The organism is Shewanella sp. FJAT-51649, from assembly GCF_019457435.1.
GTDB classification, from domain to species: Bacteria; Pseudomonadota; Gammaproteobacteria; order Enterobacterales; family Shewanellaceae; genus Shewanella; species Shewanella mangrovisoli.
In genome coordinates this window covers 1,278,051-1,293,645 of sequence record NZ_CP080411.1, presented here as the reverse complement: position 1 = coordinate 1,293,645, position 15,595 = coordinate 1,278,051, and the positions used below count along the sequence as shown (strand labels likewise).

14 protein-coding genes are annotated in these 15,595 nt (G+C 49.1%); 6 read left to right on the top strand and 8 right to left on the bottom strand.

Annotated elements, in window-relative coordinates:
• Positions 1 to 53: 53 nt before the first annotated feature.
• The gene (locus tag K0H59_RS05835) at positions 54 to 1,232 is read right to left on the bottom strand and encodes a multidrug effflux MFS transporter (RefSeq protein WP_220054945.1); all 1,179 of its coding nucleotides are present in this window, start codon (positions 1,230 to 1,232) and stop codon (positions 54 to 56) included.
• A 143-nt stretch (positions 1,233 to 1,375) separates the two neighbouring features.
• Between K0H59_RS05835 and K0H59_RS05830 the strand changes: the two genes are divergently transcribed.
• Both K0H59_RS05830 and K0H59_RS05825 read left to right on the top strand, forming a co-directional pair.
• The gene (locus K0H59_RS05830; RefSeq protein WP_220054944.1) at positions 1,376 to 2,143 is read left to right on the top strand and encodes a helix-turn-helix domain-containing protein; all 768 of its coding nucleotides are present in this window, start codon (positions 1,376 to 1,378) and stop codon (positions 2,141 to 2,143) included.
• Positions 2,144 to 2,293: 150 nt separating this feature from the next.
• Entirely contained in the window at positions 2,294 to 2,767 is a 474-nt protein-coding gene (locus K0H59_RS05825; protein ID WP_220054943.1) for an NYN domain-containing protein, read from the top strand.
• Positions 2,768 to 2,787: 20 nt separating this feature from the next.
• On the opposite strand, the gene K0H59_RS05820 is transcribed toward K0H59_RS05825, so the two are convergent.
• From K0H59_RS05820 to K0H59_RS05810, 4 genes are all read right to left on the bottom strand, one after another.
• Positions 2,788 to 3,753 carry an HD-GYP domain-containing protein gene (locus K0H59_RS05820; protein WP_258405895.1) on the bottom strand — a complete coding sequence of 322 codons (966 nt, stop codon included), beginning with the start codon at positions 3,751 to 3,753 and terminating at the stop codon, positions 2,788 to 2,790.
• A complete protein-coding gene (locus tag K0H59_RS21220) occupies positions 3,754 to 4,056 on the bottom strand; it encodes a hypothetical protein (protein ID WP_258405894.1) in 303 nt (100 codons plus the stop codon).
• 122 nt (positions 4,057 to 4,178) lie between these two features.
• Entirely contained in the window at positions 4,179 to 7,328 is a 3,150-nt protein-coding gene (locus K0H59_RS05815) for an efflux RND transporter permease subunit (RefSeq protein WP_220054942.1), read from the bottom strand.
• Between the two features lie 13 nt (positions 7,329 to 7,341).
• Positions 7,342 to 8,580, bottom strand: coding sequence for an efflux RND transporter periplasmic adaptor subunit (locus K0H59_RS05810; protein WP_220054941.1), 1,239 nt, complete (start codon positions 8,578 to 8,580; stop codon positions 7,342 to 7,344).
• 361 nt (positions 8,581 to 8,941) lie between these two features.
• Between K0H59_RS05810 and K0H59_RS05805 the strand changes: the two genes are divergently transcribed.
• Positions 8,942 to 9,562: a TetR/AcrR family transcriptional regulator gene (locus K0H59_RS05805; RefSeq protein WP_088210845.1), complete on the top strand. Its 621-nt coding sequence runs from the start codon at positions 8,942 to 8,944 to the stop codon at positions 9,560 to 9,562.
• Between the two features lie 88 nt (positions 9,563 to 9,650).
• On the opposite strand, the gene K0H59_RS05800 is transcribed toward K0H59_RS05805, so the two are convergent.
• On the bottom strand, positions 9,651 to 10,079 hold the full coding sequence (locus tag K0H59_RS05800) for an OsmC family protein (protein ID WP_220054940.1): 429 nt from the start codon (positions 10,077 to 10,079) through the stop codon (positions 9,651 to 9,653).
• Positions 10,080 to 10,281: 202 nt separating this feature from the next.
• On the opposite strand from K0H59_RS05800, the gene K0H59_RS05795 reads away from it, so the two are divergent.
• Positions 10,282 to 11,103, top strand: coding sequence for an ABC transporter substrate-binding protein (locus K0H59_RS05795; RefSeq protein ID WP_220055561.1), 822 nt, complete (start codon positions 10,282 to 10,284; stop codon positions 11,101 to 11,103).
• Positions 11,104 to 11,118: 15 nt separating this feature from the next.
• Here the strand turns inward: K0H59_RS05795 and K0H59_RS05790 are convergent, their stop codons facing one another.
• On the bottom strand, positions 11,119 to 12,012 hold the full coding sequence (locus K0H59_RS05790) for a LysR family transcriptional regulator (protein WP_220055560.1): 894 nt from the start codon (positions 12,010 to 12,012) through the stop codon (positions 11,119 to 11,121).
• Between the two features lie 135 nt (positions 12,013 to 12,147).
• On the opposite strand from K0H59_RS05790, the gene K0H59_RS05785 reads away from it, so the two are divergent.
• Together K0H59_RS05785 and K0H59_RS05780 are read left to right on the top strand one after the other, a co-directional pair.
• The gene (locus K0H59_RS05785; protein WP_220054939.1) at positions 12,148 to 13,404 is read left to right on the top strand and encodes an adenylosuccinate synthase; all 1,257 of its coding nucleotides are present in this window, start codon (positions 12,148 to 12,150) and stop codon (positions 13,402 to 13,404) included.
• Between the two features lie 189 nt (positions 13,405 to 13,593).
• The gene (locus K0H59_RS05780; RefSeq protein ID WP_088210848.1) at positions 13,594 to 14,007 is read left to right on the top strand and encodes a thioesterase family protein; all 414 of its coding nucleotides are present in this window, start codon (positions 13,594 to 13,596) and stop codon (positions 14,005 to 14,007) included.
• Between the two features lie 8 nt (positions 14,008 to 14,015).
• On the opposite strand, the gene K0H59_RS05775 is transcribed toward K0H59_RS05780, so the two are convergent.
• Positions 14,016 to 15,542 carry a bifunctional diguanylate cyclase/phosphodiesterase gene (locus K0H59_RS05775; RefSeq protein ID WP_220054938.1) on the bottom strand — a complete coding sequence of 509 codons (1,527 nt, stop codon included), beginning with the start codon at positions 15,540 to 15,542 and terminating at the stop codon, positions 14,016 to 14,018.
• Positions 15,543 to 15,595 lie beyond the last annotated feature (53 nt).

Here is a 15,595-nt window from a genome sequence, read left to right as displayed (position 1 = left end):
ATAGGATGTTTGTTAAAACCATAAAGCCAAGGGAATCACCCTTGGCTTTTTATTTACGCTCGAGACGACTTCCCTCTTAGCACTGTCCTGCCTGCCAAACCCGCATATCCAAGCCCAACACATAGCAGTGCAGCTAAGGTAATCACGCCACCAAGATGACTTACCATGCCCGCACAGCCTAAACCTAGCCCCAACAGAATGTAATAAAACAGTCCAAACAGCGCACCCGCGGAACCTGCATAGGCGCGGTAGTTTGCCAGCGCCGAGCTCAGGATATCAGGAATCGCAATCCCATAAGCAATTACAATCAACAGCATGGGTAGTAAGAAGTAAACATTATTCAAACCAATATCAGTCGATTGGAACAGCCAAATACCGAGTCCACCGAATAGTGCCATAAGGCTTGCTAACCGCACCAATAGTGCACAGGAATAGCCTCTACCCAGCAATAGTTTATTAAAATAACTGCCAAGGAATGCGCCAAAGCCTAATAACAACCCACTGGCACCGAAGGCAAGCGTCGACAATCCTCGCGCCTCAAACATAAATGGCGCCAGCGAAAAGTAGCTAAACCACATCAAGTTAAATGAGGCCACCAGCAAAGTGTTTTTCATTATCCCGCTGTCGGTAAGCATCTTGCGAGCTAACTCAACGAGCGCGATTTTTTGGGTGTGTTCAGGCTTGGTTTCGGGCAAAGATTTTACCGACAAAAACAACAACACAATGGCAGAAACCATCAGGGCGACAAACACCCCTTGATATCCCCAATAAGCACTGAGGATGCTCCCCAATAGCAATCCGATAATGGGGCTGATCCCAAGAGACATGCCCATCACCGAAAAGACTTTCGCGAGTTCCTCCCCGTTGTAACTGTCACGCATCATGGTTTGAGTGATGACAGAACCCACTGCTGCACCAAAGGCCGATAATACCCGAGCGAACAACAACAGGGTAAAGTCGCTAATCATCAACGCGCATGCGGAACCAATGGCATAACAGAGTAAGCCCGCAAGCATGGCATTGCGGCGACCAATAATGTCGGCTAAACGACCCCAGCAAAATACGCCTACAGCAAAAGCGATAAAGTACACAGATAAAGTCTGCGAGGCGCTGGCAACAGACACCGCAAAGTTTTCTGCAATATTAGGCAACGCCGGGCTATAGATGGTTTCCATAATTTGCGGAAACATCATCAAGAGTACGCACAGCCAGAGTGGTGGTTTTATTTTCATGATTTTTATCTGCGTTTTAGCTTTCAGGGTTAACCGATAAACCAAAACGGCGCTCCATACTTGTCAAAGAGGGCGCAGTATAGATAGGATCCCTAAGTGACAATTAACGACACTTAGACAAAAAACATCAAAAATAAGACAACATGGCCTTTATTCAACCCGAGCAGCAATTTAATCCCGATGCCTTAGACAACCTAGTGATAGGCATTGCCGCCGAAATGGGCGAGCATGACTCAGGCGTACATCAGCATCGTAAGGCTCAGTTGCTCTACGCATCGGCGGGATGTATGCGGTTTAACTTAGCCGACACTCAAGTCGTGTTGCCGCCAACCCGTGCGGCTTGGCTGCCCGCAGGCGTGATCCACCAAGTCACAATGCCCAATGTTGTGGCCTATCGTTCACTCTACTTTGAGCCTGAAACAGTGGCGTCTTTGCCGGATAACGTCACGATTTTCCATGTGGATCCGTTACTCAAAGCGTTAATCGACACTATGTCCTTTTGGCCTTGGGACAAGCCCAGACACAGCCAGCACAATGCCTTTGCCCTGCTGATTGAAGAGTTACTCAATGCGGATGCACAGAATTTAAGCTTACCCCTGCCCAAGGACAAACGGCTGCAAACCTGGCTTAAGCAATTGCAGCAACAGCAAAAAATACCTGCCAGCTTGCAGGACATGGCCATTGAAATCGGCGCCAGCGAACGCACCATCAGCCGTATCTTTAGCAACGAAACGGGCATGGCTTATCAGGCGTGGCGGCAGCAATGGCGCTTGCTGTCGGCCATTGAGCAGTTAGCTGCGGGCGCCTCGGTGGCGCAGGTAGGGTTTAATTTACAGTTTTCTAGTGACAGCGCTTTTATCAGCTTTTTTAAACAATATACCGGCACCACACCGGCGCAATATTTTAGATAATCAATCCTTTAACCTAACTAAATTCGTTAAGCGCAGCGACACACGGCAACTCCCGATTAGACCCATTGGAGTTTTGCCTGCTCGCGCCATTAGCCGCCTTGCTGTGCTATAGTGCGAACAGTCTTCCAGCTGATAGCCATAACTTATCCCTTGAAAAAAATCGCCCTCTTTGTCGACGTGCAAAACATCTACTACACCTGCCGTGAGGCTTATCAGCGCCAGTTTAACTATCGCAAACTCTGGCAACAGTTAAGCGCGCAGGGGGAGATTGTCAGCGCCATTGCCTACGCTATTCATCGCGGCGACGATGGCCAGTTAAAGTTTCAAGATGCGCTCAGACATATTGGTTTTGAGCTAAAGCTTAAATCTTTTATTCAGCGCAGTGATGGTTCGGCGAAGGGCGATTGGGATGTGGGCATCACCATAGATGTGCTGGAAATGGCGCCCGAGGTGGATACTGTAATACTGCTGTCTGGCGATGGGGACTTTGCCCTCTTGCTCGATAAGATAAGGCAAAAATACGCAATCGAGGCCGAGGTGTATGGCGTGCCCTCCCTCACGGCCAAATCCTTGATGGATGCTGCCACAATGTTTACACCAATCACTCCCGATTTGCTGCTCTAACCTTTTACGCTAGTGAGCCACTAAGCCTCATACTCTTGTGTCGAGAGTTGGTAAAAATTATCGGCATCGGCTAGCAACACATCATAAACGTTCGAGTCCAACTTACCTTGTTGAACCATAGGCAACATAATCTCCAGCACCTCACTTAAGGACATTGAACCTCGATAAGGCCGCTTTTGGGTTAAGGCTTGAAACACATCGACGAGTGCAAGGATCCGCGAAGGTAAATCTAATTGTTCTGGTCCTTTTCTAAAGGGGTAACCCGACCCATCGAGACGCTCATGGTGGTTTGAGGCCCACTCACCAATCACAGACTTAGGAAAAAAGCTCTTTAAGGTGTGGTCGGTATCGACGGTGTGGCGCTTCATAATTGAGTATTCCTCCCTAGTCAGCTTGCCTTCCTTATGGAGTAATAAATCGGGGGTTTTGAGCTTACCAACATCGTGTAATAGCCCGGCCACATACAATAACTCGGCATCGGTATCCGATATGCCACAATCCTTAGCGACAAGTTTTGCCAGCAGTGCGACCTTGTCCGAATGATGAAAAGTAAAGGGACTCTTGGCATCGACAATCCGCGCCAGAAATCTTGATATCTGCTTAACGCCTTCGAGATCCAGCTGTTTGTCGTATAGTTGATTTGCTTCAAACTCGAGGGCCATTTGCTCAATATGGGCAGCCTCCATGTTGTACCAAAAACCGTCTTTGCTGACTAATTGGCACATGGCCGCCACCATATTAGGCTCGAACAGCACGCCACTGTGGGCTAGCAAATTATCCGCAACTAACCCCTCATGGAGGGTGATTAGCTCTTGATGACAACCATGGGTATAGCGTGCCCGCAGAAAATCGGTCCGATCGGCCAGAAACACCAATGCAGCAAGGTCACGATCAAACTCTGAGATTGCCGTGGTTTGCAACTCTAGCCAAGGGGTATGGTGATAAAGCACTGTGAGGGCAAAGACATCTAAGATAGGACACTTCATTTATGCCTCATACCCACGGCGGCTGTGGGAAGTGGCATCTTCTGGCTGCATTAATTTGAGTAGGCGGAGATGTTCCTCTGAGGAAGACACGCCGCAGTCATGGATAAGCCCCGCAAAATAGGCAAACTGCTTCTTTTCATCTGACCAGCCCAGCACATTAGCGCATTCGTAGGCCATATAGGCCACTCTATGTCCATGGTGTAAATCATCCACACCAACAAAATCCAATGCCGTCGCCACGGCTAACAGCGCATGCCGAACATCAATTTTGATGCTGATTTCCTGGGGCTGAAAAGCATTCATCGCATTTTCCTAATTTAATGCACTGATCTAACTATAGTTACTCCGTTGATATTTACCCGCGAAAATAAAAAAAGACCTGCAAATGCAGGTCTTTTAAGAGATAACAGATTGAACTAGAGGAACTATTGCGCCGTTAATGCTTCCACTTTGCGACGACCGCGTTTAGCGAGGGCATAGTAAAATAGCGGCGTCAGGATTAAGCCAAACAGTGTCACCCCTATCATACCGGCAAATACCGCGACGCCCATGGCTTGACGCATTTCAGCGCCCGCTCCGGTTGAGAACACCATGGGCACCACCCCCATGATAAAGGCGATAGAGGTCATCAAGATGGGGCGTAAACGTAAGCGCGCCGCCTCAAGAATAGACTCCATGACTTCCATTCCATGGTCTTGTTTTTCCTTGGCAAATTCGACAATCAGAATCGCGTTCTTGGTCGCTAAGCCCACGAGGACGATAAGACCAATCTGGGTGAAAATATTATTATCACCGCCATAAATAAGCACACCACTGAGCGCCGAAAGTAAGGTCATTGGAATGATTAAGATAATCGCCAATGGCAAACTCAAACTCTCGTACTGCGCCGCCAGCACCATAAATACCAGCAGGATCACCAGAGGGAACACTAACAAGCCTGTGTTACCGGCGAGGATCTGCTGATAGGTCAGCTCAGTCCACTCGTAGGTCATGCCTATCGGCAAGGTCTCGGCGAGGATTTTCTCAATCGCCGCCTGAGCTTGACCCGAACTAACACCGGGGGCTGGGCCACCGTTAATCTCAGCCGTGGTGAAACCGTTATAGTGCATCACACGGTCGGGCCCCGCGCTCTGGCTCACATTGATAAAGGAGCCGAGTGGGATCATATCGCCATTCACATTAGGTACTTTTAGCTGACTGATCTGCTGCGGGCTTTGACGGAATGCTTCGTCGGCCTGCATATTCACCTGATAGGTTCGACCGAAACGATTGAAGTCGTTGACATAGGTCGAGCCCATATAGGTTTGTAATGTCTGGAAAATTTGATCGAGCGACACTGCCTGCTGCTTCGCTTTAGTTCGATCGATATCCAGTTCAAGTTGTGGCACGTTCACTTGATAGCTAGAGAAAATCCCCGCTAATTGTGGATCGGCCCACGCCTTGTACATCACTTGTTGGGTCACCTGATACAAGGCCTCATAACCAAGGTTGGCTCTGTCTTGAATTTGCAGACGGAACCCTCCAATAGTGCCGAGGCCTTGCACAGGTGGCGGCGGGAAGATGGCAATAAACGCATCCTGAATACCAGCAAATTGCTGATTTAATTGGCCGGCAATCGCATTCGCCGACAGTTCAGGACTCTTACGTAACTCAAAATCATCTAGGGCGACAAACACCACGCCCGAGTTAGGACTATTGGTAAAACCGTTGATACTCAGCCCAGGAAAGGCAATAGAGTGCGCCACACCAGGGTGATTCAAGGCGATGTCGGACATTTTCTTGATCACCGCATCGGTACGCTCGAGTGAGGCCGCATCCGGTAATTGGGCAAATGCCACTAAATACTGCTTATCCTGTCCAGGCACATAGCCCGTTGGGGTATTCACAAATTGCACGCCCGTCAGCGCAACCATACCCAGATACACCAGTCCGATAATGCCGCCAAAACGGATAACCTTACGTACTAAATAGCCATAACCTTCTGATGCACGGTTGAATAAGCGGTTAAAGGGTGTAAATAACCAGCCACCAAACAGCTTATCCATTAACCGTGTGAGCGCATCCTTAGGTGCATCATGGCCCTTGAGTAACAACGCCGATAACGCCGGGCTCAAGGTGAGCGAGTTAATGGCCGAAATAAAGGTCGAAATCGTGATAGTCAGTGCAAACTGTTTATAAAACTGCCCCGTTAATCCGCTCATAAAGGCGGTAGGAATAAACACCGCGGCCAACACTAAAGTGGTTGCCACAATCGGCCCAGTCACTTCCTTCATGGCTTTTTGTGTTGCGGCAATAGGGCTTAAACCCGAAGCGATATTTCGCTCCACGTTTTCTACCACCACGATGGCATCGTCGACCACAATCCCGATGGCCAGCACCAGACCAAACAGCGACAGCGCATTAAGCGAGAAGCCCATCAAGTGCATAAAGGCGAAGGTACCCACCAAAGACACAGGCACGGCCACCAGCGGAATAATCGAGGCTCGCCACGTTTGCAGGAACAACACCACCACGAGTACCACTAAGAGCACGGCTTCGAGCAAGGTTTTCACCACCGCATGGATAGAGCCACGCACAAACACGGTCGGATCGTACACAATCTCGTATTGCAGCCCTTCGGGGAAAGACTTCGCCAGTCTTGCCATTTCGGCGCGCACATCGTCGGAAATTTGAATCGCATTCGAGCCTGATGCTTGGAACACAGGAATCGCGACCGCATCCTTGTTATCCAGCAATGACCGCAGCGCATAGCTAGTTGCACCAAGTTCGACGCGCGCCACATCCTTAAGACGGATCACCTCACCGTTTTGACCGACCTTGATGATAATGTCTTCGAATTCTGACAGTTCAGTCAGACGCCCCTTAACGTTAATCAAGAGTTGGAAGTCGGCATTACCGCTAGGCTGCGCCCCTAAACTGCCCGCTGCCGCTTGCTGATTTTGCTCACGTACGGCGGCAATAATTTCAGCTGGCGACATGCCAAGCGCCGAGACTTTATTCGGGTCAAGCCAGATCCGCAGACTATATTCGCCCGCACCGAATAAACGCACCGCGCCCACGCCTTTGATACGTGCTAACTCATCTTTTACGTTTAATGCCGCGTAGTTAGACAAATACAGCATGTCATAGCGGTTATCTGGCGACAGTAAATGCACCACCATGGTTAAGTCGGGCGAGGACTTTTCGGTCACAATCCCGAGGCGTTGCACCTCCTGCGGCAAACGTGGCATAGCACGGTCAACCCGGCTCTGCACTTGAGTTTGCGCCCTGTCCACATCGGTGCCAATGGCAAAGGTGATGGTCAAGGTCATGCGCCCATCGGACGTCGCCTGCGATGACATATACAGCATGTCTTCGACGCCGTTGATTTCCTGCTCTAAGGGCGAGGCAACCGTTTCGGCGATGACTTTAGGGTTAGCGCCAGGGTAGTTGGCGGTCACCACGACTGTCGGTGGCACCACTTCAGGGTATTCGGTAATAGGTAATTGCCAAACGGCAATCGCCCCAGTGATAAAAAATAGCAGCGAGAGTACGGCTGCAAATATCGGTCTTTTAATAAAAAACTGCGACAACATTCTGTTGGATTCCTTAACCGCGGCTCGCTACTTCAACGTCTGGGGTGGTGATATTTTCTTGATGTTTATCAAGCAGTAATTGAGCTTGACGAAGCGCATCTAGCTGCTCGCTATCGGCCATATCGACTATATGTGGCTCAATTTGCATCTTAGGACGAACCCTTTGCATGCCATTGACGACGATTTTGTCGTTTGCCGCTAAACCTTGCTTAACAATGCGTAAACCTTGAACTTTTTCACCTAGGGTGACGCCGCGATACTCCACAGTGCCATCGTTTGCTACCACTAAGACGAACTTGTTGTTCAGATCCGTGCCCACGGCTTTATCGTCGATTAAGATGCCGTCGTAGGCGCCGCTACCTGCGGTACGTAATCTGGCGAACAGACCTGGGAGCAAGCTGTTGTCTTCATTACTAAAAGTGGCACGTACTCGAATAGTGCCCGTCTGTCTGTCTACTGAGTTATCGACAAAATCCACTAAACCTATGTGTTGATATTCGCGCTCGTTGGCCAGCGCCATATACACGGGATTGTCGCCAGCACGAGGGTCTTTACGCTTTTTCTCGGCGGTTAACTTGACGTATTTCAGATAGGTTTGCTCATCCACATCGAAGTAGGCATACATGCTGGCGGTCGACACTAAGCTAGTTAACACACTCTGCCCCGCAGACACATAGTTACCCGCAGTGACATTGGCGTAGGAGGCACGGCCATCAATCGGCGCGCGCACTTGGGTGTAATCTAAGTCCAGCTCGGCGCGCAGCAGCGCCGCTTTCACAGAAGCCACGGCCGCCGTGGTTTGGCGTTTGTTCGACTCGCGGGTATCGAGTAATTCTGCCGATACCGCCTTTTGGGCAAAGAGTTTGCGGGCACGTTCTAAGTCGTTAGTGGCCAGTTGCTCAGCAGAAAGCGCGCTAGCAAGATCTGCTCTTAACCGGGCCACTTCCGCTTCGAACACACTCGCATCGATATGGAATAGCACATCGCCTTTTTTCACTAAGGCGCCTTCTTTAAAGTTTACCGACGCGATATAGCCAGATACCCGTGGCACTAAGGTCACACTCTCTGGCGCCTGCAAACGACCGGTAAATTCATCCCACTCGGTAACGCGCTCATGCAATACCTGCGCAACATCAACCTTAGGCGCACCCGGTGCTTGCCCCTGCAGGGCTTCGGGTTCACCACAGGCCGAAAGGACAAAAGCCGCCACGGCAGTCAACATCAATATCCGTAAAGGTTGGTTACTTTTCATCTTACAATCCTCATGTGGCAGGCATTTATCTCGTTTAAGACAGACATCAGTGATGGGCACTCGGTCAAAACCAATAAATACCGACTGGTAAAAAATATTATGTACTGGGCGGTAATATATAGTGTAAAATGACCCTGTCAACAGATTTCTGTACCGATGGGTATTTAATTTTTTGTGACAGCTTGATAAACATGTAGTTAAGCCTTTGAGGTAATTAGCCACGGCGAACGTGCTATGTGGGCTTGAATGGACGATATATTTTGGTGAGTTACTCACCTAACCCGCAGACAGCAGGCAAGAGTGGCTGGACATGAACTAAACCCATGTCTATCCTAGGGGCAATTGAGAATTGAGGAGCCTAATGATGTCAACCGTCACCCAGACGCCCTGCGTAGGTCGCCCACGAGCCTTCGACGCCGACGATGCATTGGCCAAAGCCTTGGAAGTTTTCTGGCAAAAAGGTTTTGAAGGTACATCGTTAACCGATCTAACTCAGGCCATGGGCATTAACAAACCCAGCCTTTATGCCGCCTTTGGTAACAAAGAGCAGCTGTTTCTAAAAGCGATCGAGTTATACGAGCAGCGCCCCTGTGCGTTTTTCTATCCTTCGCTTGAAAAAGAAACCGCCTATCAAGTGGTTGAGGCCATGCTCTATGGTGCAGCATCTTCCTTAGTGGATGAGAGTCACCCCCAAGGTTGCTTGATAGTACAAGGCGCCCTCGCCTGTAGCGAAGCCGGACAAGCCATTAAAGATACCCTGATTACCCGCCGTCGTGATGGTGAGCAGGCTTTATGCGAGCGTCTACAAAGGGCAAAGGATGAAGGCGATCTTCCCGCGGATGCCGATCCGCTGCTGCTGTCTCGATACATAGGCACAGTGCTGCAAGGCATGGCTGTGCAAGCCACTAATGGCATTTGTCCGGGAGAGCTTCGTAAAGTCGCCGAGCTAGTGCTGGCCAACTTCCCGAAAAATAACGCCTGATAGCACAATTAGCATATGACCATTAACATAAACCCCAGCAGACACTGGGGTTTATGCTTTTAAGCCGCTATCGAAATTAATCTTGAGATTAGGGCTGAACTTGGTGGATGACTAAACTTGGACGCAGCAGATTGTCGTGGACGGGACAACGGTTACACACAGTATCTAAAAACTCATTCTTTTCTGCATCGGTTAAGTCGGCATCTATGCTGGCATTGATGGCAATTTCCTTAAAGCCTACAGGGTCGTCCGAGGGCTGACCTAATAATCCCGCCGAATTCATCACGGCTCTCACATGCACATCAAACTGGCGAATGGTGATATTACGTTCACGCGCAACCATCTTGGCAATCGCCGAAATACAGCCTCCGAGCGAAAATAAGAACGTTTCTAAAGGGTTAGCTCCCTCATTACTGGCACTGGGTTGGTCGATGACAAGCAAATGCTCCCGTACCTGCGCCGTAACCTTCCAACCGCTTCCCATATGTGTGGTGACTTCTACTACTTTTTCAGCCATGACGAACTCCATTAGTTTTTTTTCAATCAGATTATTCTAATGATTAAAAAACCGAAAGTCACAACCTAAGATCACAGTTTTATGGCACAAAGAGTTTCGTCATAGACAACACAAGCCGTATCACAAATCGCAAAATGATTAGGTTCGTAATTCGCTCTTGTGGTATAAATTTCCATTAGGAATAGGATGATACGGAAATATGATGCGTGTTTGCAGCCCAACAAGGAATGAATTTCAGCGAGTCGTGAAGCTCCCGCTGACGTTATTATTCGCCACATTTCTGCAAATCGCCTCTGTCGGTCATAACCTATCGTTCGCCCAAGAAAGCCAAAACCTGCCAGTACAGTCCTCATCCCAAAGCATTACTTTAGCCGCAGAAGACAGCTGGCCGCCCTTTGCGAATCAGTTTGGCCAAGGGATTTCCCATCGCCTGATCGCGGCAGCATTCAAGCAATCTCAAGTGGAAGTCAACAGCCTAGTCGTGCCCTATAGCCGCGCCTTGATGATGGCCGAGAAAGGCGCCGTTGATGGGGTCTTTAACGTCACCCGCGAGGCGAGTACCGAGCAACGTTTTGTGTTTGGTAACACTCCGCTGTTTGTGGCGAAAGCGTCTTTTTATCAACGTAAACAACGCCCGCTCATCGCCGCTAATAAATGGGAACTGCCGAAAGGTACTGTGATAGGCGTAATAAAAAGCTATGAATACGGCGATGAGTTTCCCGAATTAGTGAAAAAGCGCCAGTTAAATGTTGTCACCGTCGCCAACCAACAGCAACTAATCAACTTACTGATGATTGGCCGAATCGATGCGGCGGTAATGTTCGACTTAGTCGCTCAAGAAAACCTGCAAAAGATGGGCGTCAGTGATGATGTGATCTCCGCCTTTAATAACCACAGCAGCGAGATTTATCTGGCTTTTTCGAAGGAAAACCCCAAAGCTGCGCAACTCGCTAAAGAGCTAGATCAGGGCTTAACCCAATTAAAAGCCAATGGCCAGTACCAACAGCTCGTTAGCGCTAAGTAACCTTTCAACCTGCTATTAGCTGCCTTGGGTACGGATAATCTCTTGATTCACCCAATGTAGTAGCTGCTTAATTGCTTTCGATAGGATCTGATTCTGCCGCACGATATAACCCAAACTGGTGCTCGGAAACTGTGGCAATGGCGTGACTTTACTCTTTAAGTGCTTCTTAGTGTAAATCGAAAACTCAGGCACTATCGCCACCCCAAAACCCGCCTCGGCCCAGTCGATTTGTGCGTCCACACTGCCGACTTCCATGATCCTATACCTTGGTAGATTTAATGAGGGCAATGCGGGATCCAGCAACTCGCGGGTACGAGTATCATGGCCGAGCAGGATCAACGTCGGCCGCTCCGCCAGTGGCATATCGTCACTTCCTATACTCTGCTGCCACAGCTCTAAATTATCCCCAAGGGCACACCATTTGATTTGCTGTAACTCGGTAAAATGCAGCGGCTGACTCTCCTTTTGCGCGATCACAAAACCTAAATCCGCCTCGGCATTAGTGACCAATTCCGAAGCTTGGGATGACGTGGTATTAAGCAGGGAAAAATCAATCCCAGGAAATTCCGCTTTAAATAACTGAAATGGCTGAATGAGCAGCAAACGCGAAATGATATCGCTGGCCGCTATGGTCAAGGTGCCTTGACTGAGATCGTTGATGGCATTGAGATCCGCCTGACACACTTGCAGCTCCATCAAGGTCTTCTGGCTGCTCTCAAGCAAACGAAACCCCGCCTGAGTTAACCTGAACGGATTGCGCTCAATCAGCTTAACTCGAGTGTTCTGCTCCAATTGCTTGATATGCAAGCTGACATTGGGCTGGGTCATATGCAGCGCCGCCGCCGCCTTACCAAAGTGCTTACACTCGGCTAAGGTCACGAAGGTCTTTAACCAATGAAGTTCGAGCATCACATTCATCTCCATCCATCAATTCAGCTCATACTATGATATATGATTTCCTTATCACGACGATAACTATAATTAATTTCTCTTATTCATTAAGCAGGTCTAGCATAACCGCTTAATTCCTGTGGAGATGATGTTATGCCGTCTATCGTAGTTGTGGGTGCAAATTGGGGTGATGAAGGCAAAGGCCGCATCGTAGATTATTTAGCCGCTGATGCTGCAGCAAGTGTCCGCTTTCAAGGCGGTAACAACGCGGGCCATACGGTCGTCAACGACTTTGGCACCTTTAAATTACACCAATTACCTAGCGGTATTTTCAATCCAAACTGCGTCGCAGTACTTGGCCCAGGCATGGTGATCAGCCCTGAAAAACTCAGTGTTGAAATCGCCGAAGTCGAAGCGGCAGGCATTGAAGTTAAACTGTGCATTTCTGACCGTGCGACCCTGTGCTTACCTATCCATGCACAGGAAGATACCTTAGAAGAACAACGTTTAGGCGATCTGGCCTATGGTTCAACCCGTCAAGGGATTGCCCCAGCCTACGGCGACCGCGTGATGAAGAAAGGTATTCTGGTTGGCTGGTTAAACCAACCAGAAGTGCTGCAAGAACGCATTCAATTTATGCTCGACTGGAAACTGCCCCAGTTAAAAGCACTGTACCCAAGCTGTGACTTTAGCCAAACGGCCGCCGAAATGACCCAATGGTTATTGGATGTGACTGCGCCATGGCGTCCATTTATTTGCAACGTCACCGAGCCATTAAAAGCCTTACAAAAACAAGATGCTAACTTGTTATTTGAAGCGCAATTAGGCGCGGGTCGTGACTTGATTTACGGTGAGTATCCTTACACTACTTCTTCTAACGTGACGGCGGCTTTCGCAGGTCTGGGTAGTGGTTTACCGGCTCTGCGCCCAGAGCGTGTAATTGCCGTAGCTAAAGCTTTCAGCTCATCTGTCGGTACTGGCACTTTAGTGACTGCGATGGAAGAGCAAGATGCCTTCCGTGAAAACGCCAATGAGTTCGGCGCAACCACGGGTCGTCCACGTGATATGGGTTACTTCGATGCGGTTGCAACGCGTAACGGTGTTGAACTGCAAGCAGCGACTGAAATCGCCCTGACTAAGATTGACTGCCTGACTGGCATGAAAGATCTTAAGATTTGTGTAGCCTACGAAGGCGAACACACTGAAAACCCGATTTGGCCACAGACGGCGGCATTAAGCCCAGTGTACGAGCAAATGGAAAGCTGGAGCGAAGACATCACTGGCTGTCGCACCTTTGAAAGCCTGCCAAAAGCAGCACAACATTATGTTGAGCGCATCGAAGCCCTGATGGGCGTGCGTGTGAGCATGGTGTCTGTAGGACCTGAACGCGATCAGATGATCATTCGCTAAGCGATACTCGCTTTAGCCACCGATTACCCTACAAAAAAGCCATATCCGTTTCGGCGGATATGGCTTTTTACTTTGTGTCACCTTGAACATCTCAACCCTAACCACCGTATTTACCCACATCTTGGGTTTTGTTTAGCCCGATAAACCGCTAGACTGCGCTCAATCCAAATACTTCATCTCGAAAACGCCATGCCACAATTTAGCCCAAGTTATTCTTTCCCTGTGCAAATTTACTATGAAGATACGGATTTTTCTGGCGTGGTGTATCACCCTAACTTTTTGAAATACTTCGAGCGCGCCCGTGAGCATGTGATTGGTGCCGAGCGCTTACGCGACCTCTGGCAACAACAGCAATTGGGCTTTGCGGTATATCGCAGCGACATGTTGTGCCACGAAGGAGTGGAATTTGCCGATATCATCGATATCCGCACTAAGTTCTACTTTGAGAGTAAATATCGTACCGTCTGGCATCAGGAAATTTGGCGCCCAAATGGTAAAAAACCCGCGGTCACCGCCACCATTGAAATGGTGTGTATGAATCAGGCGCGGCAACTCGCGCCCATGCCCGCCGACCTAATTGCCCAATTAAGCCAAGGGATGTAAAGATAAGTCTAGGGATGTGAGCCATTAACGCAGAGCATCTCTGGCGTTGGCCGCAGATGATTCCAGTTCATTTCAAGCTCTGCCGCCCGCATGGGTTTGGCATAAACCATCCCTTGAATACGGTCGACACCCATATTCACCAACATATCATGGACTTCGACAGTTTCTACACCTTCGACCGTCACTTCATAGCCGAGCTTTTTGGCGATATTGATGCTGGCCTCAAGGATATATTCCGAAGGTTTATTCGGCTCAAGATCCCGAAGAAAGGCTTTATCGATTTTGACTTCATTGGCGGGTAAATGCTTTAAATACGCCAGCGATGAATGGCCAGTACCAAAATCATCGATTGCCAATTTAATCCCTAAACGGCGGATTTTCTCTAGGGTATCCACGGCCTTATTTAAATCGGCCATCAGAGTGCTCTCGGTGATCTCAATCATTAAGCATTCTGGGGGTAATTTATAATGCTCGAGGCGAGCGGCAATATCCTGAGGCAAGGTTTCACTGTCGAGATCTCGGGTCGAGAGATTAAGCGCCACACACACAGACACCCCGGCCGTGCGCCATTTCACTTGCTGCTGCAACACTTGCTCCAGCGCCCAATGGCTGACTAAATCGATCATCCCCGCATATTCTGCCAACGGGATAAACTCACCCGGTGAAATAAAACCTAATTCTTCATGTTCCCAACGGATCAAAGCCTCTACCTGAGTGCAAGCCCCCGTGTGAATATCCTGCTTAGGCTGATACACCATATACAGATGATTCCGCTGTAAGCCACTGGGGAGACTGTCGATAATCTTAAGCTCCCTCAATTGGCGGATATCATCATTCTCGCTATAACAGGCAATAGCACTGCGAGTCGCTCGGGCTTTTTTAAGGGCAAGATCTAGCCTTCTGAGCATATTGCTAACATCGGCATGGTGCTTAGCAAGTTGCAGGCAACCAATCTGCATCCGCACACTGACAGGAGTATCTTTAATCTTAAAGGGCACCTGTAATCGGCCGCGTAAATGCAGCAATTGTTCTTCCGACAGACTTTGCTCGTAATAGAGGAAAAACTCATCACCGTTTAGGCGAGCTATCAATTTAGGTTTAAGGCTTAAGCTAGTTAGGCGGTCGGCAAATTGTTTAAGCAGAATATCGCCAAACACAAAGCCAAAGAGATCATTCACATAGCGAAAGCGATAAATATCGATAAGCACTAAAGTGCCTTGGGTGATGGGCATTAATGCGGTGAGTGAACGTTTAAGCCCGACACGATTATTTAGCCCTGTGAGTTTGTCCTTGCCCATGCCAGCGGGCAGCGCCGCGAGCATCTCGTTTAAGGAATGGTAAAGCGGCGCAAACTCCTGCGGCACAATGGGAATATTGAGGGGACGGCGTTCTATCTTTTGTTGATCGAGCTGCGGGCATAATTGCGCCAAAAATCGCTGCTGTAATCGCAGCGCTTGGTATCTTGCCAGTAATATATACAGCACAGCTATCAAGACGATAACCAGTGCTAAACCGATAAACCCCAAAATAATCATATTCAGGCCTCAATCTTACCACGTAAGCTTATTCACCCAACGCCCCTAAATCG